Source organism: Paragemmobacter kunshanensis (genome assembly GCF_011059185.1).
GTDB lineage: Bacteria > Pseudomonadota > Alphaproteobacteria > Rhodobacterales > Rhodobacteraceae > Paragemmobacter > Paragemmobacter kunshanensis.
In genome coordinates this window covers 162043-179611 of the sequence record NZ_JAALFE010000008.1, presented here as the reverse complement: position 1 = coordinate 179611, position 17569 = coordinate 162043, and the positions used below count along the sequence as shown (strand labels likewise).

Genomic DNA, 17569 nt, shown 5'->3' with positions numbered 1-17569 from the left:
GGCCGATATGCTGCGATCAGACGCCGATGCGCCCAAACCGCCCACATATCCCTTCATCAATCATCTTGTCAAAGAGCTACCCAAGGACAAAAACGATCAGGGCGCCAGCTTCCTAGCGTATCCCCGTCCGCCTTGTCTTCAGATGTTCCGAACTTCCGCTTCGTTTCAGCTTTCGCTTCGTCGCCGCTTCCGTCCGCCACCGTCGCCGTTCCGCTTCGGTGAGGGGGTATTTACGGAGGAGCGCCGGGGGCCGCAAGAGGGAAAAATGCGAAAGTGGCGATTTTTTTCCTGCGACGGGATTTATCCACAAAATCTTGGGGTTGGCGCAACAAAGCGCACCAACGGCGCTGCGCTGCGGCAATTTTCTGAGGGGGCCGAGACCCGATCAGGCCGATTGCGCCACCTGCCTGCGCCCATGACGCCAGAGGCGAAGGCCCAGAAGCACAACAACGGCAGCCAGATAGGCCAAGGGTTCCACCGGCCAGGCCTTCACAAGCATCAGATAGTGAATCGCCCCGCCCAGTGCCGACACATAGACAAGCCGATGCAGGCGATTCCAGGCGGCAGGGCCGAGTCGGCGGATGGCGGCATTGGTCGATGTGACGGCGAGCGGAATCATCGTCGCAAAGGCCAGCATGCCGATGATGATATACCAGCGCTTGACCAGATCGGCGGCCATCTGCTCCCACCGGAGGCCCATGTCGAGCGTGACCCATGCCAGCAGATGCATGGACACATAGAAGAAGGCGAGAAGGCCGACGGCACGGCGGAAGCGGATCAGGTTCAGCCCCGCCCAGCGCAGGGGTGTGATGGCAAGGCCTGCCACGAGGAACTGCAGGCCCAGCTCACCCAACCGCAACTCGATGGCCTTCACCGGATCGGGACCAAGTCCATTGGTGAGCGTCAGCCAGACGATCCAGAGGAAAGGCAGCACGCCCGCCAGATAGACGGCATTGACCGGAACCCGGCGGGAAAGGGCGTTCAGACGATCCATCAGTAGAACTTTGCCAGATCCATGCCGGAATAGAGCGAGGCGACCTCTTCCTCGTATCCGTTGAACATCAGCGTGTCCTGGCGCCCCCCGAAGAGGCCCGCACCGATGCGCCGTTCGCTGGCCTGGGACCAGCGGGGATGATCCACTGTGGGATTCACATTGGCGTAAAAGCCGTATTCCGAGGGTTGCAGCATGTTCCACGTCGTCGGCGGTTCTTCGGCGACCAGGCTGATGCGAACGATGCTCTTGATCGACTTGAAGCCGTATTTCCACGGCACCACAAGGCGGATGGGGGCGCCGTTCTGATTGGGCAGTACCTCGCCATACAGGCCGGTCGCCAGAATCGTGAGCGGATTCATCGCCTCATCGAGGCGCAGCCCTTCCCGATAGGGCCAGTCAAGAATCGGGGATTGCTGACCCGGCATCTCTTCCGGGCGGACGAGGGTTTCGAAGGCCACATACTTGGCCCCCGGCTGCACCCCGACGCGGTTGAGAAGGCCCGAAAGCTGAAACCCGATCCAGGGGATGATCATCGACCACGCCTCGACACAGCGGAAACGGTAGATGCGTTCCTCGAGCGGCTGATCCTTCAGCACATCCGCAAGGTCATAGCTGCCCGGGCGATCGACGAGGCCGTCGATCACGATGGACCAGGGATCCGTCGTCAGCGCGCCGGCATTCCGGGAGGGATCCTCTTTCCCCGTGCCGAATTCGTAGAAGTTGTTGTAGCTGGTGATCTCTTCCAGACTGTTGGGTTCTTCGGAAGTCGAATAGGCGCTTGGGCTGTAGGTCAGCCCCGCCACAGCCGGGCCCGCCACTGCGGCGGCCCCTGCCCCCGCGATGAAGGCGCGCCTGTTCAGCCACAGATGTCTTGGCGTCACGTCAGACCAGCGCAGGGGGGCTTTGTTCATGTCAATCTCCTGTTGCAGCCGCTGGGAGGAACTGTGCGCCGGTTCGCGCGAAAGACAACATCCCTGGCCTTCACCTCTGCTTTACGAAGGAAGGGAGTGAACTGTTTCATTCACAAAAGATAAAGACGCGTCACAGGTTTTTGAGTTGAAGGCGAAAGGAGGCGCGGCTTAGGCGGGCGCGCCGCCAAGACAAGCCCGGATAACGCGACTGTCAGCGTCATCCGATCCCGTTCCTGCCCCATATGAGGGAGGCCAATTCTGGCGAGAGATCAAACGGGAGTGACGCCAATGATCCGCAGAACCTTTCTTGCCCTGACCACCGCGATGGCGCTGTCTGCGCCCGCCTTTGCCGACGGCCATTCCAAGGACATCGTGGATACCGCCGTGGGTGCGGGCAACTTCACCACGCTGGTTGCGGCGGTCGAAGCCGCCGGTCTGGTGGAAACGCTGAAGGGCGAAGGCCCGTTCACCGTGTTCGCGCCGACGGATGCCGCCTTTGCCGCGCTGCCCGCCGGCACGGTGGAAGACCTGCTGAAGCCCGAGAACAAGGACAAGCTGACCGCGATCCTGACCTATCACGTCGTGCCGGGGAAGGTGATGTCGACCGACCTGTCCGAAGGCCTGAAGGCCGCGACGGTTCAGGGTGGTGAAGTGACCATCACGCTGGACGGTGGTGCCAAGGTGAACGGCGCCGTCATTTCGACCGCCGATATCGAGGCGTCGAACGGTGTGATCCACGTGATCGACTCGGTCATCCTGCCGCCGGAAGGCTGATATCCGCTTCCCTGTCGGAGGAAGGGGCGCAGCGATGCTGCGCCCCTTTTCGTTTCAGTGGACGACGGCCTGTGCGGGGCGGTCGCGGCGCGAGGCGATGACGCGGTCGCCCACGATCAGGCCTTCGGCGCCCGCCGTCACATGGACGGTCGATCCGTCGAGGATGTCGCCTGCCAGCAGCATTTCGGCCAGCGGATCCTGCAACTGGCGCTGGATCACCCGTTTCAGGGGGCGCGCGCCGTAGACGGGATCATAGCCTTCCTCTGCCAGCCATGCGCGGGCGTCGGCGTCCAGTTCCAGCGCGATCTTGCGCTGTGCGAGCCGCTTTTCCAGACGGCGCAGCTGGATATCCACGATGCCCGACATGTCGGCGCGGCCGAGGCGGTCGAAGATCACCGTTTCATCCAGTCGGTTCAGGAATTCGGGGCGGAAATGGGCGCGCACCGCTTCCATCACCTCGCGCTTCGCGGCGCTGGCATCGGTTCCGTCGGGCAGGAGCGAGAGCGCCTGCGAACCGAGGTTGGAGGTCAGGACGATGATCGTCTGCTTGAAATCCACCGTGCGGCCCTGACCATCGGTCAGGATACCGTCGTCGAGGACTTGCAACAGGACGTTGAACACGTCCGGGTGGGCCTTTTCCACCTCGTCGAACAGGACGACCTGATAGGGCTTGCGGCGCACCGCTTCGGTCAGCACCCCGCCTTCGTCATAGCCGACATAGCCGGGGGGCGCGCCGATCAGGCGGGCGACGGCGTGTTTCTCCATGAATTCGGACATGTCGATGCGGACCATCGCGGTTTCGTCGTCGAAAAGGTATTCCGCCAGCGCCTTGGTCAGTTCGGTCTTGCCCACCCCGGTCGGGCCGAGGAAGAGGAACGATCCCAGCGGACGCCCTTCGTCATTCAGCCCGGCGCGGGCGCGGCGGACGGCCTTGGACACGGCTTCGACGGCCTGATGCTGGCCGACGACACGCTTGCCCAACTCCTCTTCCATCCGCAGCAGCTTTTCCTTTTCGCCTTCCAGCATCTTGGTCGTGGGGATGCCGGTCCAGCGTTCCACGACTTCGGCGATCTGTTCGGGGCGCACGGCTTCGGACACCAGCGCCTCGCCCTCACGCGCCTCTGCCTCGGCCAGCGACTTTTCCAGACCGGGGATGCGCCCGTATTGCAGTTCGCCTGCCTTGGCGAAATCCCCCTCGCGCTTGGCGTGTTCCAGTTCGGCGCGGGCGCGGTCGAGCTGTTCCTTCAGCTCGCGCGCGACCTCAAGCGAGTCGCGTTCGGCCTGCCATTTGGCGGTCATCGCGGCGGATTGCTGTTGCAGGTCCGACAGTTCCTTTTCAAGCTTTTCCAGCCGGTCGCGGGAGGCGGCGTCGTCCTCTTTCTTCAACGCCTCGGATTCGATCTGAAATTGCAGGATCTGGCGGTCCAGCGCGTCCAGTTCCTCGGGCTTCGAATCCACCTCCATCCGCAGGCGGGAGGCGGCTTCATCCACAAGGTCAATCGCCTTGTCGGGAAGGAAACGGTCGGTGATGTAGCGGTGCGACAGGGTCGCCGCCGCCACCAGCGCGGAGTCAGAGATGCGGACGCCGTGGTGGAGTTCGTACTTCTCCTTGATCCCGCGGAGGATGGAGATGGTGTCTTCCACCGTAGGTTCGTCCACCATCACCGGCTGGAAGCGGCGGGCGAGGGCTGCGTCCTTTTCCACATACTTGCGGTATTCATCCAGCGTAGTCGCGCCGACGCAGTGCAACTCGCCCCGCGCAAGGGCGGGTTTGATGAGGTTCGCCGCATCCATCGCGCCATCGGATTTGCCTGCGCCGACGAGGGTGTGCATTTCGTCGATGAACAGGATGATCTCGCCATCCGCGCCGGTGACTTCGTTCAGCACGGCCTTCAGGCGTTCTTCGAATTCGCCACGATACTTCGCGCCTGCGATCAGCGCGCCCATGTCGAGTGCCATGAGCTTCTTGTTGCGCAGGGATTCCGGCACGTCGCCGTTGACGATCCGCAGGGCGAGGCCTTCGGCGATGGCCGTCTTGCCAACGCCGGGTTCGCCGATCAGGACGGGGTTGTTCTTCGTCCGGCGCGACAGAACCTGCATGGCGCGGCGAATCTCTTCGTCGCGGCCGATGATGGGGTCGATCTTGCCCTGTTCCGCAGCCTCGGTCAGATCACGCGCGAATTTCTTCAGCGCGTCATAGCCTTCTTCGGCGCTTGCCGTATCGGCGGTACGGCCCTTGCGGATGTCGTTGATGGCGGCGTTCAGTTTCTGGGGCGTGACGGCCCCGGCATCCAGCGCCTGTTTCGCGCCGCCGGGGATCATGGCCAGCGCCATGAGGAGGCGTTCAACGGGGACGAAGCTGTCGCCTGCCTTTTTCGCCAGCTTCTCTGCCTCGTCCAGCACCTTGACGAGGCCCGGGTCAGTGAAGGGCTGGGCGTCGCCGGATACCTTGGGCAGTTTGGACAGCGCCAGCGTCACCGCCTCCAGCACGCGGGCGGGTTCGCCCCCGGCGCGGCGGATGAGGTTGGAGGCCAACCCCTGTTCGTCATCCATGATCGCCTTGAGCAGATGTTCGGGTGCAAGCCGCTGGTGGCTTTCCCGCATCGCGATGGTCTGCGCGGCCTGCAGGAACCCGCGCGAGCGTTCCGTGAACTTTTCAAGGTTCATCGGCAAATCTCCTTTTCATAGCACCGTCCCGCGAACGCCCTGAAAAGGCACGCCCGCCCCGGCCTTGATCAGAAGATGGGAGGGTTGGCGGCCTGTTGCAAGATTGCCGCGCAGGGCTGCGTCAACTTTTCCTGCGCCCCCATCGGCGGGCCGTCAGGGCGTGTAGTGGACAAAGGCAAAGGCATGGCCATCGGGCGCCCAGTTCGGCACGTTCATCGTGCCCTGCCCGCCCGTCACCTCGATGATCCGCTGCCTGTCGGTGCCATCAGGACGGCACAGCACGATGGCAACGGGAAGATCGGCAGGATGCCCGACAGTACCAGGGGGATAGGCGAGATAGATCAGGTGGTTGCCGCAGGGGGAAGGATGCGGAAACCAGTTCACGTGATCATCGGCAAACAAAAGGTGCTGATCGGATCCGTCGGACTGCATGACCCAGATCTGGGCAGGACCATCACGATCGCAGTTCCAGAAGATGCGCCGCCCGTCATGGCTGAAATCCGGGCCATCGGAATGCCCCCTGCCATCGGTCAGCCGCCGCTCCTTGCCGCCATTCACGGGAAGGCTGTAGATATCCACCCCACGGCTTGCGCCACGGGCGGCGGCATAGACAAGCGTCGTGCCATCGGGCGACCAGCCGTGAAACCAGCTGCGCGGCGCGGGGCTGATGCGGTGTGGCGGCCCGCCCTTGGCAGGCATCAGGAAGATTTCGGCCCCGTCGCCGAGATGGCAGGAAAACGCAAGGCTTTTGCCATCGGGGCTGAAGCCGTGATCATTGTTGCAGCGGCCCTGAAGGCCGGTTGCGAAAGGGATCAGGCATGGGTCCGCCACAGGCACAAGAAACAGCGCCCCGTCGGAATTGACCATCAGGCGATCGCCCGAGGGATGCCAGTTCGGGGCCTCGATCCTGCCCGGAACCGTCAGCAGCGGGCGCGCCTTGCCGGCGGCGATGTCCCAGAGGGCGAGGTGGGATTTCAACCCCTGTCCTTCGGTTTCAACAGGCGGGGCGGGCGCAACTGCTCGGCCGCCTTCATCAGGCTGAAGGTCTGATTGACGTAGTTCACCACGCCAGAGATCTTTTCCATGTAGGCGGTCAATTCCGGGGTCTTGTCCGCCTCGATCATCTGGACCGGGCGATCCGGGCCTTCATGTTCGAACTGGCAGTAGAACAGGGGCTCTCCCCGTTTCAGGAGGATGTCCTTTTCCGGTTCGTGCCATTCGAAGGCCCACATCAACGGCCGCGGCCAGAGGTTCAACTGGAACCGGCCACCGAAGATGGTGCCGGGAAGCGGATCCTTGCGGTAATGGGCGAAGGTGCCGATCTGCGTCATCCAGACCGGTTCATCGGCGATGAAGCAGTAGGGCAGGTGCAACTGGACGGTGGGCCTGTCGGGGTATCGCCATTCCGGTTCTGACACCAGGGTGAGAACCTCGTTCAGCTTGTTCGAGCGGATGGGCGAGGCCGTGCTGGCCCGGTTGACCAGCACCGCCTTGCCCTTTTCATCGCGGGTGAAGCCGATATGCAGATCGAAAGGGCATTTGACCACGAAATAGCGGCTTTCCATCTGGATGACCGCGGGGCAGCGGCTGGCGCTTTTGGCATGGGCGCGGTTCACCTGCCGCGAGACAAGCCTTTCGGGCGCATCGTAAAGAACGGCACCCTTGTCGGATGCCAGAAACCAGCCCACCTGCACGGGGCCGGAACGCGGGCCATCTTCGGGGCGGTCATAGGTTACACTGATCTGCACTGTCATCCCTCACATCATCGTAGCCGGGCCAAGGCTTCCACCAGCGCCCGCACCGCGGATTCCGATGTCACGCGCCGTTCCGCCGGGCCAAAACCCAGCGCGGCGATGACCGCGGCCTCCGGTTCGACCATGGAACAGGAGGCATGGACTTCGCGCAAGGGCAGATGGGCGAGGGCGGGCAGCGTGGCGGGGGAAATGCCCGATCCGGGCAGGATCGTGATCCGCCCGCCCGCCTGCCGCATGAGGAGGGCAAGGGTTTCGGCCCCCTCGGCCACCTTGGCGGCCCCACCCGATGTGAGGATGCGGGAGAAGCCCAGCGCCACGGCGGTTTCAAGCGCGGCGGGCTTGTCGGGCACCAGATCGAAGCAGCGGTTCAGGGTCAGGTCCATGCCCCGCGCCTCATCGGCGAGGGTGGAGAGCATCCATTCATCCAGCCGCCCATCGGGGCGCGAGGCCCCGAGAACCACCCCCGCCAGACCGGCGGCGCGGGCGGCGGCAATATCGCCGCGCATCTGGCGGAGGTCTTCGCTGGACCAGATGAAATCACCCGCACGGGGGCGGATCATTGCAAGCACCGGCCGCCCGGCATGTTGTGCGGCCTGCATCAGGCCCGGCGAAGGGGTCAACCCGCCAAGCGCGAGGGCCGAACAAAGCTCGATCCGGCCTGCGCCGCCCCGAAGGGCCGCGCCAAGCCCGGCGGCATCCTCGACACAGACTTCGAGAAGGATGTCAGGCAAAGGTCACCTCGCCCATGGCGGCGGCACCGATCAGGCCGGGTTCGATGCGGCATTGCGCGGGCACCACCAGCGGCCCGGATCCATGGCGCAGGATCATGGAACGGACGGCTTCATCCAGCGTGGCAACAAGGTCGGGAACATTGGACAGGCCGCCCCCGACCGGAACGATGGAGGCACCCACCGTATTCACGATCATCGCGAGCGGCGGGGCGAGGAGCGATCGCCATACGGCAACCGTCTTGCCTGCCTGCGATTGGCCAGCCTGCCAGTCGGACAGGATCCGATGGGAGGAGGCGGCCTCTCCCGTCAGGGTCAGGTGCAGCCGTTCGATCCCGCGCGCGCCGCCGATGGTGTCAAGGCACCCGTTCAGCCCGCAACCGCAGGCGAATTCCGGCAGGGTCATGCCTTCGACCTGTGTCCGGGCGACCGGGCCATGGCCCCATTCGCCCGCATATCCGCCGGGGCCGGACACAAGCCGGCCGTCGATCACCAGGCCGCCACCCACGCCCGTGCCAAGGATCACGCCAAAGACGGTGCGATGGCCCTGCCCCGCGCCCTGCCGGGCCTCGGCCATGGCAAAGCAATCGGCATCGTTCAGGACAAGGACAGGCAGACGCAGCGCGGCAGAAAGCTCTGGCGCGAGGCAGCGACCATCGGCGCAGGGGATATTGGCGACCCGCAGGGATTGGCTTTCGGGATCGACAACCCCGGCGATGGAGATGGCAACTCCCCTCAGGTCACGCCCCCGGGCGAAACCCGCCAGGGTTTCCCTGAAGGTGTCGAAATCCTGCGTCGGGGTTGGCGCATCGCCGAGCGGGGAAAGCGCCCCCCCTTTGGACAGCGCCGCCTTGATGCGGCTGCCACCGATATCGAAACAGAGGATCATGAAGGCCCCGTTGCCGCTTTGCCGCGATCCTAGCGGGTGTTGCGCGGCTTGACAGCCCCGCGCTTGCGGCGCATCTGGCCGAAACCCCCGATGAAGAAGGAAACCCCATGTCTGATGACCGGCTGATCGTGGCGCTGGATGTGCCGAATGTGTTGCACGGGCTGGACATGGTGCAGCGGATCGGGGATGCGGCGAGCTTCTACAAGATCGGTCTGGGCATGCTGACGGGGGGCGGGCTGGCGCTGGCGAACGAGTTGAAGGCCGAACTGGGCAAGCGCGTCTTCCTGGACCTGAAGCTGTTCGACATCGGGGCCACGATCGAGGCCGCGGTGCGCGGCATCGCGCAGTATGACCTTGATCTTCTGACCGTGCATGGCGATCCGCAGGTGGTGCGGGCGGCCTGCGAGGGCAAGGCCGGGACAGGATTGAAGATCATGGCGGTGACGGTTCTGACATCGCTCGACCGGGCGGATCTGGATGCCAACATGATCGTGCCGGGTGACATCCATGAGATCACGCTGGAACGCGCGGCGCGGGCGCTGGAGGCGGGGGCGGATGGCGTGATTGCCAGCCCGCAGGAGGCGGCGATGATCCGCGCCCTGCCGCAGGCGAAGGGCCGTCTGATCGTGACGCCCGGGGTCCGGCCCGCCGGGGCCGCGGCGGGGGATCAGAAGCGCATCGCGACGCCGCATCAGGCCATCGCCGATGGTGCGGATCACATCGTCGTCGGGCGGCCGATCTGGCAGGCGGCGGATCCGGCAGCGGCGGCGCGGGCCGTCATTGCAGAGCTTCCCGCGCGCTGAGCGCGAGGCGGACACGCTGTTGCAGGTCGGGGATCGCCTTGGGGTGGGAGAGGAAGTCCCGAACAGGCATCAGCGCCCAGCCCTGACCTTCGTCGCCAAATCGGATGGCGGCAACCTCATCCCGGGTGATCTGGCCAGCGAAAAAGACTGACGGCCTTTCGGGATCGAGCATGGACGGCAGCACCGCCCGGAACACCAGACGATGCGGCGCGAGGCAAAGGCCGAATTCCTCTTCCAATTCGCGCAGAAGGCAGGCCTCGGCTGTTTCATCGCCTTCGCGCCCGCCCCCGGGCAAATCCCACATGCCCGGCCAGGGCAGGCCCGGATGGTTGTCGCGCAGGCAGGCCAGCAGCGCATCGCCGCAGAACAGCGCGGCCTTTGCCCCGGCAAAGCCCGCCTCAGTTGTCATTGATGTCGCGATCCCAGACCTTCACCTGACCTTCGCGCACGCCCATCGTCCGGCGCAGGGCGATCCAGGCGACGAGGGAGCAGATGGCGAAGGTCAGCACCAGAAGGGCAGGCCCGCCCGACAGGACGCCAAGGCCGAGAAGGATGCCCGTCACAACGGCGCCGATGGCAAAGCCAAGGAAGATGTAACCCGGGGCAAGGATCTCAAGCCCGCCGATCAGGAACCCCGCCGCGATCCAGACCCACCAGATGGACCACCACATCAGGCCTTCCCCCGGACAAGCTTGAACGCATCGGCGAAGGCCTCAAGCGCGCTGGCGGGAAGAAGGATCGTCTGCTTGCCCTCACCCACGGCGACCTGCGCCAGCGCCTCGACCTGCTTCATGGCGATCTGGTACTGCGCGGCCTCAAGCCCGTTGGCGGCAATCGCGCTGGCGATCACGCCCGTGGCATAGGCCTCGGCATCGGCAGAGATGCGCTTGGCCTTGGCGGCCTGTTCGGCGGCGTAAAGATCGGCATCGGCGGCAAGTTCCACGGAGCGTTTCTTCCCCTCGGCCTCCATCACCTGGGCGCGGCGGGCGCGTTCGGCGTTGAGTTGCTGGAGCATGGCGGCGCGGGTGGCATCGTCGAGATTGACGTCAAGGATTTCGGCGCGCGTCACCTCTACCCCCCAGTCATCGACCATCATCCGCACCTGTTCGCGGACGCGTTCGATCAGTTGCGCCCGGCCTGATTGCACCTGATCCAGTTCCAGCTTGCCGATTTCGCTGCGCACGATCCCCGCCACGGTGGTGGCGATGGCCCCGTCGACATCGCGGATGCGGTAGACCGTCTTTTCCGGTTCGGTGATACGGTAGAAGACCGAGGTTTCCACCTTCACCAGCACGTTGTCCGCCGTGATCGCGTCTTGCGAGGCGTTGGGCAGTTGCCGTTCGAGGACAGAAATCTTGTGGGGAACACGGTCGAGGAAGGGGACGACGAAGTTGATCCCCGGCCCCAGCACCGCGCGCAGGCGGCCAAAGCGTTCGACCACATGCTTTTCCGACTGGGGCACGATCCGGACGCCCAGAAAGATGCAGAGAATAATGAATACGGCAATGGCGAGAAAGACGGCGTTGCCGCCAAGTATTTCGGAAAGCATGCGCCGACCTCCTGAAAACGATACGAGAATCATGGCGATTGGCAGCCATGCGCGCAAGAGGCAGGGCGCGCGGGCGGGCATGGACGCCTGACGCGGGCGGGCGCATAATGCGCCATGCCCGCCCTGTGCCGCGATTGCCTGACCACATTCGACCATGCCGCGCGCTGCCCGTCCTGCCGCAGCCCGCGCATCGTTTCGCATCCCGAACTGTTCGATCTGTCGATCGCCCACATGGATTGCGATGCCTTCTACGCGAGCGTCGAGAAGCGGGACGATCCGGGCCTTGCCGACAAGCCGGTGATCGTGGGGGGCGGGACACGGGGGGTGGTTTCGACCTGCTGCTATATCGCGCGGATTTCCGGTGTCCGGTCGGCGATGCCGATGTTCCAGGCGCTGAAGCTGTGCCCGCAGGCGGTGGTGGTGAAGCCGCGCATTGCGGCCTATGCCGAGGAAAGCCGCAAGATCCGCGCGATGATGGAAGAACTGACGCCGGATATCGAGCCCCTGTCGCTGGACGAAGCCTTCATTGATCTGTCGGGCACCGCGCGGCTGCATGGGGCACCGCCCGCCGTGATGCTGGCGCGGCTGGTGCGGCGGATGGAGACGGAACTGGGGCTGACCGGGTCTATCGGGTTGAGCCACAACAAGTTTCTGGCAAAGATCGCCAGCGATCTGGACAAGCCGAAGGGGTTTTCGGTCATCGGGCGGGCGGAAACCCAGGGCTTTCTGGAACCTCGGCCGGTGCGGATCATCTGGGGTGTGGGGACTGCAACACAGGCCGCGCTGGAGGCGGCGGGGATCCGGACGATTGCCGATCTTCGGCGGTGGGAGCGGGTCGATCTCGTGGCACGATTCGGATCCATGGGGGATCGGCTGTACCATCTGGCGCGGGGCCAGGATCAGCGGCGCGTCAGCCGGGACGAACGGCCGAAATCCATCGGGAAGGAGACGACCTTTCACGAGGATACCGGTGATCCCGACATTCTGGATGGGCATATCTGGCGGCTTGCCGAACAGGTGGCGGATCGGGCAAAGGCCAGGCGGCTGGCAGGGCGGACCGTGGTTCTGAAGCTGAAACGTGAAGATTTTCAGTCTGTTACGCGGCGGCATGCCCTTGGCGATGCCACCCAGATCGCCGACCGCATCTATCGCGAGGCGCGCGATCTGTTCGACAAGGCCGGGGCGAAGGGGCCCTTCCGGCTGATCGGCGTGGCGCTGGCGGATCTGGTGGACGAGGACCAGGCGGATCGGTCGGGTGATCTGCTGGATCCCGATGCCGGGAAGCGGGCCAAGGCCGAACGCGCGGCGGATGCGATCCGGGCGAAATTCGGCAAGGACGCGATCATCAAGGGGCGCGCCCTGCGCTGATCACTCGGCCGCGAGCGGCAGGCGGTCGCCTGTCGAAAAGGCGGTGATCCGGGCGATGACGCCTGTGATAACGCCCTGGAATCGTTGAAAATCCGGCCGGGGCACGATGCGATCTTCGTCCATGTAGAGTGCGCGGTCGATCTCGATCTGCACCACATGCTGCCGGCGCGAGGGCCGCCCATAGGCCTGGGCGATATAGGCGCCGGCAAAGGGGGCGTTGCGCGCGGTGCGCAGGCCCGCCTCGGCGAAGGCGGCTTCGACCCGGTCCATGACATCGCGCGAGGCGGCGGCGCCGAAACGATCGCCCAGCACGACATCGGGGCGGGGATGGCCGGGGCGGGCATGGGCCTCGATCGCCTCATGCGGCATGGAGTGGCAATCTATGAGAATGGCCTCGCCGAAGGTTGCAAGGCTTTCATCGAGAAGGGTTTTCAGCGCGGCGTGATAGGGATGCCAGACGTTGAGGAGGCGCAGTTCGGCCTCTTTCCGCGAAAGCTTGCCACGATAGATCGCGCGGCCACCGGCGACGACGCGGGGGATCACGCCAAGCCCGGAAGAGACGCGGGGGTTGTGGGGGGCGCGGTCGATGCCTTCGATCACCGCCGGGTCGAGTTCGTCGGCGGCGCGGTTGAGATCGAGATAGGCGCGCGGCATGCGGGCCGCGATGAGGGGGGCGCCGTGATCAGGGGCGGCGGAAAACAGGCGATCCACGAAGGCATCTTCCGATGACCGGATCATGTGGTGATCAAGAAGGCTATTGGAAACAAAGGCCTGCGGGTATTCCGCACCGCTATGGGGCGACGAGAAGATGACCGGAGAGGTCCGGCGGGGGGGGAGGTGGAGGGTGAAGGCGTCGTTGATCATGCGTCAGATATAGCCGTGTTTCCCGCGTTGCCAAAACCCCTTGAACCCGGGGACGACTCCTTTTATAGACCCGACGACCGACGCGGACCCGCCCGCGTCATTTTCATTGATATCGGGCGGAAATGTGAAGGAACGTGGGCGGTTAGCTCAGCGGTAGAGCACTACGTTGACATCGTAGTGGCCACTGGTTCGATCCCAGTACCGCCCACCATTTCGCCGTTTTCCGAAAGGGAAACATCAAGGATTTCAAGGCGCTGCGCGCCGCGAATGGGAGAAGAACGATGAAGGTTGCGAACTCGCTCCGCTCGCTCAAGACGCGTCATCGCGATTGCCAGGTCGTGCGCCGCAAGGGCCGCGTCTATGTGATCAACAAGACGCAGAAGCGGTACAAGGCCCGTCAGGGCTGATCTTTTCCGGGTGACCGGAGGACAGGGCCGCCCCTTGGGCGGCCTTTTGTTTTGCGCCGGGGCCAAGTGCCCGGGAACGCTGCATTAATTCGGGGAAACGGCCGAAAACCGGTGCAACAGCCGGTGCAGACAGCCAGTGCAGCAGGGCGTATGCACGGCATAGGCACGGCGCGGCCTTGCCGTCACGTTAACCAGACAATCGCGAATCGATCACGGGGGTCGCCATGCATCCAAATCCTGCCTTCCGCGCCATGCCCGAGGACGAGAACCTGCGCTTTGCCGCCGCGCGCGGTTTCGGGATGCTGTGCATCAATGGGGCAGAGGGGCCGCTGGCCGCCCATGTGCCCTTCGTGATGGCCGGGGCGCGACGGGTGGTGGAGGTGCATCTGGCGCGGTCGAACGGGATCGCCCGGGCGGGGCTGCCCGCCCCTGCCCTGCTGGCGGTACAGGGGCCGGATGCCTATGTCTCGCCCGACTGGTACGGAATGCCGGATCAGGTGCCGACATGGAATTACGTGGCGGTGCATCTGCGGGGCGTGCTGTCGCCGATGGAGCCCGAGGGGCTGGAGCCGCAGGTGGATGCGCTTTCGGCGGAGTTCGAGGGGCGGATCGCGGGCAAGCGGCCCTGGACGAAGCACAAGATGGGCGCGGGCGTGATGGAGCGGATGATGCGGGGCATCCTGCCCTTTCGGCTGGAGGTGACGGAGGTGCAGGCCACCTGGAAGCTGAACCAGAACAAGCCGCCCGAGGCGCGGGCCGGGGTGATCGCGGCGCTTGAGGCGCAGGGCGGGCTGGCGGCGGAGATCGCGGCCCTGATGCGGGAGGTCGGGTAAGGGAACCGGCCTGGCCTGTCCGGGGAAGCGAAATCTGACGCAGATTTCGCGACGATTTCTGCACGCAGAAATCGGGTCCGGGCCGAGCGACGGTTGGGGTCCGGAATTTGTGTCAAATTCCGGCGCGGTTTGTGGGTCACAAACCGCTTTCCGGCGGCGGGTCCTGCGCCTAGGGTCGGGCTGAACCGACGGAGCCCGTGACATGCGCCTCTTTTTCTCTCCCACCTCGCCCTATGTCCGCAAGGTCATGGTCCTGCTGCACGAGACGGGACAACTGGCCGAGGTGGAACTGGTCGCAGGATCGGGCAGCCCGGTCGATCCTGCAAACGCCCCGCTGGAGGCCAATCCTCTGGGCAAGGTGCCCGCGCTGGAGCGGCCGGAAGGGCCTGCGCTTTATGACAGCCGGGTGATCTGCCGCTATCTGGACGCGCGCGCCCATGGCGGGGCCGGGGCGGGGCTTTACCCTTCGGATACGCGGATCTGGGATACGCTGACGGTGGAGGCCACGGCGGACGGCATCCTGGATGCCGCGCTGCTGATGGTCTATGAGGGGCGGCTGCGGCCGGAGGCGCTGCGCTTTGCGCCCTGGGTCGAGGGGCAATGGGCCAAGGTGGACCGGGCGCTGGACGCGCTGGAGACGCGCTGGATGGCGCATCTGGAGGGGCCGCTGGATGCAGGGCAGATCGCGGTGGGCTGTGCGCTGGGTTATCTGGACTTTCGCCACGATGCGCGCGGCTGGCGGACCGGACGGCCCGGCCTTGCCGCCTGGGCGGCCCGGTTTGCCGGGCGTGCCAGCATGCAGGCCACGCTGCCGCATTAGGCCGGCCCTGCGCCCCGTCCTGGGGCCGGGCGCCATGCGGTCCGGGCAGGGCGAGTTGTCGCACCGGCTTGCGCGGCGGGGCAAAAGAACCAGACTCGGGTCAGGCGAACGCGCCCGGGAAGACACAGGGGTGATTTTTCCTGTCTCTCCGGGGCGGTCTGCGCCCGTTTGTCCGCTGGACGATCTGGCGCGTCTTGTCTAAAAGCCGCCCGGCAAGGCTGCGGGTGACCGCGGCCCCACCATTTATGGGTCGCGGGACAGCCCCGCGCCTCTGGAAGGGAGAAGATCTCGTGTCCCACGCTGACGACAACGCAGGTACCCGGCGGGATTTCCTGTACTATGCAACGGCAGGGGCCGGGGCGGTTGCCACGGGCGCCGCTGTCTGGCCGCTGATCAACCAGATGAACCCGTCGGCCGATGTTCAGGCCCTGTCGTCGATCTTTGTCGATGTCTCGGGTGTGGAAGTCGGCACGCAGCTGACGGTGAAATGGCTGGGCAAGCCGGTCTTCATCCGCCGCCGGTCGCCGGAAGAGATCGAGGCCGCGCGCAGCACGCCGCTGACGGACCTGCCTGACGCGAATGGCGAGAATGCCAACAAGCCGGAGGCCGACGCCTCGGACGAGAACCGCACGCTGGACGAAGCGGGCGAGTGGCTGGTGATGATGGGCGTCTGCACCCATCTGGGCTGCGTGCCGCTGGGCGATGGCGCCGGGGAGTTCGGGGGCTGGTTCTGCCCCTGCCACGGGTCGCACTATGATACGGCCGGGCGCATCCGCAAGGGACCGGCGCCGCGCAACCTCGATGTGCCGATTGCGGCCTTCATCGACGAATCGACGATCAAGCTCGGGTAAGGAACAGACAGATGGCCGGAATTCCGCACGACCATTACGAGCCCAAGACGGGCGGCGAGAAGTGGTTGCACAAGCGCCTGCCGATCGTCGGCATGCTGTATGACACGATCATGATCCCCACGCCCAAGAACCTGAACTGGATGTGGATCTGGGGGATCATCCTGACCTTCTGCCTTGCGCTGCAGATCGTCACCGGCATCATCCTGGTGATGCATTACACGCCGCATGTGGACTATGCCTTTGCATCGGTCGAACACATCATGCGCAACGTGAATGGCGGCTACATGATCCGCTACCTGCATGCGAACGGCGCGTCGCTGTTCTTTGTGGCGGTTTACCTGCACATCTTCCGCGGTCTTTACTACGGGTCCTACAAGGCGCCGCGCGAGGTGACCTGGATCATCGGGATGCTGATCTATCTGATGATGATGGGCACGGCCTTCATGGGCTATGTGCTGCCCTGGGGGCAGATGTCCTTCTGGGGTGCGACGGTGATCACCGGCCTGTTCGGCGCGATTCCCGGCGTGGGCGGTGCGATCCAGACCTGGCTTCTGGGCGGGCCTGCGGTGGACAATGCCACGCTGAACCGCTTCTTCAGCCTGCATTATCTGCTGCCCTTCGTGATCGCGGCGCTGGTCGCGGTGCATATCTGGGCCTTCCACACCACCGGCAACAACAACCCCACGGGTGTTGAAGTGCGCCGCGGTTCCAAGGAAGAGGCGGCGAAGGATACGGTGCCGTTCTGGCCCTATTACGTGATCAAGGACCTGTTCGCGCTGGCCGTGATCCTGGCGGTGTTCTTTGCCATCGTGGGCTTCATGCCGAACTATCTGGGCCACCCCGACAACTATATCGAGGCGAATCCGCTGGCGACGCCCGCGCATATCGTGCCGGAATGGTACTTCCTGCCCTTCTACGCCATCCTGCGCGCCTTCACGGCGGATGTCTGGGTCGTGATCGCGGCGGAATGGATCACCTTCGGGATCGTCGATGCCAAGTTCTTTGGCGTGCTGGCGATGTTCGGGGCGATCGCGGTGATGGCGCTGGCGCCGTGGCTGGACACCTCCTCGGTGCGGTCGGGCCGGTATCGGCCGATGTTCAAATGGTGGTTCGCGCTGCTGGTCGTCGATTTCATCGTCCTGATGTGGGTCGGTGCGATGCCTGCGGAAGAGCCCTATGCGACCATCTCGCTGATCGCTTCGGCCTATTGGTTCGCCTATTTCCTCGTGATCCTGCCGCTGCTTGGCGTGATCGAGAAGCCGCTGCCGCAGCCGGCGACGATCGAGGATGACTTCAATGCCCACTACGGCAAGGCGGGCGGTTCTGCCGCTGCGCATCCGGCCGAGTGAGAAGGGAA

19 protein-coding genes and 1 tRNA gene are annotated in these 17569 nt (G+C 64.8%); 9 read left to right on the top strand and 11 right to left on the bottom strand.

Features of this window, described 5'->3' with window-relative positions:
• Positions 1-385: 385 nt before the first annotated feature.
• On the bottom strand, positions 386-994 hold the full coding sequence (msrQ, locus tag G5V65_RS10400; protein ID WP_165049691.1) for a protein-methionine-sulfoxide reductase heme-binding subunit MsrQ: 609 nt from the start codon (positions 992-994) through the stop codon (positions 386-388).
• Positions 994-1905 (bottom strand): protein-methionine-sulfoxide reductase catalytic subunit MsrP, encoded by a 912-nt coding sequence (gene msrP, locus G5V65_RS10395; RefSeq protein ID WP_165049689.1) that lies wholly within the window; start codon positions 1903-1905, stop codon positions 994-996. The genes msrQ and msrP overlap by 1 nt, the downstream gene beginning before the upstream one ends.
• 288 nt (positions 1906-2193) lie before the next feature.
• Here msrP and G5V65_RS10390 point away from each other — a divergent pair, with 288 nt between their 5' ends.
• Positions 2194-2679 carry a fasciclin domain-containing protein gene (locus tag G5V65_RS10390; protein ID WP_165049688.1) on the top strand — a complete coding sequence of 162 codons (486 nt, stop codon included), beginning with the start codon at positions 2194-2196 and terminating at the stop codon, positions 2677-2679.
• A 54-nt stretch (positions 2680-2733) separates the two neighbouring features.
• On the opposite strand, the gene clpB is transcribed toward G5V65_RS10390, so the two are convergent.
• The 5 genes from clpB to G5V65_RS10365 form a co-directional block, all read right to left on the bottom strand.
• A complete protein-coding gene (gene clpB, locus G5V65_RS10385) occupies positions 2734-5346 on the bottom strand; it encodes an ATP-dependent chaperone ClpB (protein WP_165049686.1) in 2613 nt (870 codons plus the stop codon).
• 153 nt (positions 5347-5499) lie between these two features.
• Positions 5500-6324 carry a TolB family protein gene (locus tag G5V65_RS10380; protein WP_165049684.1) on the bottom strand — a complete coding sequence of 275 codons (825 nt, stop codon included), beginning with the start codon at positions 6322-6324 and terminating at the stop codon, positions 5500-5502.
• Positions 6321-7094, bottom strand: a complete 774-nt coding sequence (locus G5V65_RS10375) for a hypothetical protein (RefSeq protein WP_165049712.1) — start codon at positions 7092-7094, stop codon at positions 6321-6323. The genes G5V65_RS10380 and G5V65_RS10375 overlap by 4 nt, the downstream gene beginning before the upstream one ends.
• Positions 7095-7108: 14 nt before the next feature.
• The gene (locus tag G5V65_RS10370; protein WP_165049682.1) at positions 7109-7831 is read right to left on the bottom strand and encodes a copper homeostasis protein CutC; all 723 of its coding nucleotides are present in this window, start codon (positions 7829-7831) and stop codon (positions 7109-7111) included.
• Positions 7824-8717: an ROK family protein gene (locus G5V65_RS10365; protein WP_165049680.1), complete on the bottom strand. Its 894-nt coding sequence runs from the start codon at positions 8715-8717 to the stop codon at positions 7824-7826. Before G5V65_RS10365 ends, G5V65_RS10370 begins: the two co-directional genes overlap by 8 nt.
• A gap of 107 nt (positions 8718-8824) precedes the next feature.
• Between G5V65_RS10365 and pyrF the strand changes: the two genes are divergently transcribed.
• Positions 8825-9520, top strand: coding sequence for an orotidine-5'-phosphate decarboxylase (pyrF, locus tag G5V65_RS10360; protein WP_165049678.1), 696 nt, complete (start codon positions 8825-8827; stop codon positions 9518-9520).
• Here the strand turns inward: pyrF and G5V65_RS10355 are convergent.
• Genes G5V65_RS10355 through G5V65_RS10345 form a run of 3 tightly spaced genes read right to left on the bottom strand, consistent with a single transcriptional unit; the run spans position 9495 to position 11069 of the window.
• Positions 9495-9929, bottom strand: a complete 435-nt coding sequence (locus G5V65_RS10355; protein ID WP_165049676.1) for an NUDIX hydrolase — start codon at positions 9927-9929, stop codon at positions 9495-9497. The two genes, pyrF and G5V65_RS10355, sit on opposite strands and share 26 nt — an antisense overlap.
• Positions 9919-10191: an NfeD family protein gene (locus G5V65_RS10350; protein WP_165049675.1), complete on the bottom strand. Its 273-nt coding sequence runs from the start codon at positions 10189-10191 to the stop codon at positions 9919-9921. Before G5V65_RS10350 ends, G5V65_RS10355 begins: the two co-directional genes overlap by 11 nt.
• On the bottom strand, positions 10191-11069 hold the full coding sequence (locus G5V65_RS10345) for an SPFH domain-containing protein (protein WP_165049674.1): 879 nt from the start codon (positions 11067-11069) through the stop codon (positions 10191-10193). The genes G5V65_RS10350 and G5V65_RS10345 overlap by 1 nt, the downstream gene beginning before the upstream one ends.
• Before the next feature lie 114 nt (positions 11070-11183).
• On the opposite strand from G5V65_RS10345, the gene G5V65_RS10340 reads away from it, so the two are divergent.
• Positions 11184-12437, top strand: coding sequence for a DNA polymerase IV (locus G5V65_RS10340; RefSeq protein WP_165049673.1), 1254 nt, complete (start codon positions 11184-11186; stop codon positions 12435-12437).
• Here G5V65_RS10340 and G5V65_RS10335 read toward each other — a convergent pair whose 3' ends face one another.
• Complete coding sequence (locus G5V65_RS10335) at positions 12438-13301, bottom strand: N-formylglutamate amidohydrolase (protein WP_165049672.1); 864 nt, start codon at positions 13299-13301, stop codon at positions 12438-12440.
• 136 nt (positions 13302-13437) lie between these two features.
• Here G5V65_RS10335 and G5V65_RS10330 point away from each other — a divergent pair.
• The 6 genes from G5V65_RS10330 (at position 13438) to petB (ending at position 17561) form a co-directional block, all read left to right on the top strand.
• Positions 13438-13512, top strand: a tRNA-Val gene (locus G5V65_RS10330).
• Positions 13513-13582: 70 nt separating this feature from the next.
• Positions 13583-13708 carry a type B 50S ribosomal protein L36 gene (gene ykgO, locus G5V65_RS10325; RefSeq protein ID WP_023666132.1) on the top strand — a complete coding sequence of 42 codons (126 nt, stop codon included), beginning with the start codon at positions 13583-13585 and terminating at the stop codon, positions 13706-13708.
• A 224-nt stretch (positions 13709-13932) separates the two neighbouring features.
• A complete protein-coding gene (locus G5V65_RS10320; RefSeq protein WP_165049671.1) occupies positions 13933-14541 on the top strand; it encodes an FMN-binding negative transcriptional regulator in 609 nt (202 codons plus the stop codon).
• 202 nt (positions 14542-14743) lie between these two features.
• Positions 14744-15361, top strand: a complete 618-nt coding sequence (locus G5V65_RS10315; protein WP_165049669.1) for a glutathione S-transferase — start codon at positions 14744-14746, stop codon at positions 15359-15361.
• A 290-nt stretch (positions 15362-15651) separates the two neighbouring features.
• Positions 15652-16212: a ubiquinol-cytochrome c reductase iron-sulfur subunit gene (petA, locus tag G5V65_RS10310; RefSeq protein ID WP_165049668.1), complete on the top strand. Its 561-nt coding sequence runs from the start codon at positions 15652-15654 to the stop codon at positions 16210-16212.
• Between the two features lie 11 nt (positions 16213-16223).
• On the top strand, positions 16224-17561 hold the full coding sequence (gene petB, locus G5V65_RS10305) for a cytochrome b (RefSeq protein WP_165049667.1): 1338 nt from the start codon (positions 16224-16226) through the stop codon (positions 17559-17561).
• Positions 17562-17569: the final 8 nt, after the last annotated feature.

Excerpts from the sequence above, each read along its gene's own strand:
- msrQ (WP_165049691.1), bottom strand. The coding sequence starts at position 994 with ATGGATCGTCTGAACGCCCTTTCCCGCCGGGTTCCGGTCAATGCCGTC.
- msrP (WP_165049689.1), bottom strand. The coding sequence starts at position 1,905 with ATGAACAAAGCCCCCCTGCGCTGGTCTGACGTGACGCCAAGACATCTG.
- G5V65_RS10390 (WP_165049688.1), top strand. The coding sequence starts at position 2,194 with ATGATCCGCAGAACCTTTCTTGCCCTGACCACCGCGATGGCGCTGTCT.
- clpB (WP_165049686.1), bottom strand. The coding sequence starts at position 5,346 with ATGAACCTTGAAAAGTTCACGGAACGCTCGCGCGGGTTCCTGCAGGCC.
- G5V65_RS10365 (WP_165049680.1), bottom strand. The coding sequence starts at position 8,717 with ATGATCCTCTGTTTCGATATCGGTGGCAGCCGCATCAAGGCGGCGCTG.
- pyrF (WP_165049678.1), top strand. The coding sequence starts at position 8,825 with ATGTCTGATGACCGGCTGATCGTGGCGCTGGATGTGCCGAATGTGTTG.
- G5V65_RS10355 (WP_165049676.1), bottom strand. The coding sequence starts at position 9,929 with ATGACAACTGAGGCGGGCTTTGCCGGGGCAAAGGCCGCGCTGTTCTGC.
- G5V65_RS10350 (WP_165049675.1), bottom strand. The coding sequence starts at position 10,191 with ATGTGGTGGTCCATCTGGTGGGTCTGGATCGCGGCGGGGTTCCTGATC.
- G5V65_RS10345 (WP_165049674.1), bottom strand. The coding sequence starts at position 11,069 with ATGCTTTCCGAAATACTTGGCGGCAACGCCGTCTTTCTCGCCATTGCC.
- G5V65_RS10340 (WP_165049673.1), top strand. The coding sequence starts at position 11,184 with ATGCCCGCCCTGTGCCGCGATTGCCTGACCACATTCGACCATGCCGCG.
- G5V65_RS10335 (WP_165049672.1), bottom strand. The coding sequence starts at position 13,301 with ATGATCAACGACGCCTTCACCCTCCACCTCCCCCCCCGCCGGACCTCT.
- ykgO (WP_023666132.1), top strand. The coding sequence starts at position 13,583 with ATGAAGGTTGCGAACTCGCTCCGCTCGCTCAAGACGCGTCATCGCGAT.
- G5V65_RS10320 (WP_165049671.1), top strand. The coding sequence starts at position 13,933 with ATGCATCCAAATCCTGCCTTCCGCGCCATGCCCGAGGACGAGAACCTG.
- G5V65_RS10315 (WP_165049669.1), top strand. The coding sequence starts at position 14,744 with ATGCGCCTCTTTTTCTCTCCCACCTCGCCCTATGTCCGCAAGGTCATG.
- petB (WP_165049667.1), top strand. The coding sequence starts at position 16,224 with ATGGCCGGAATTCCGCACGACCATTACGAGCCCAAGACGGGCGGCGAG.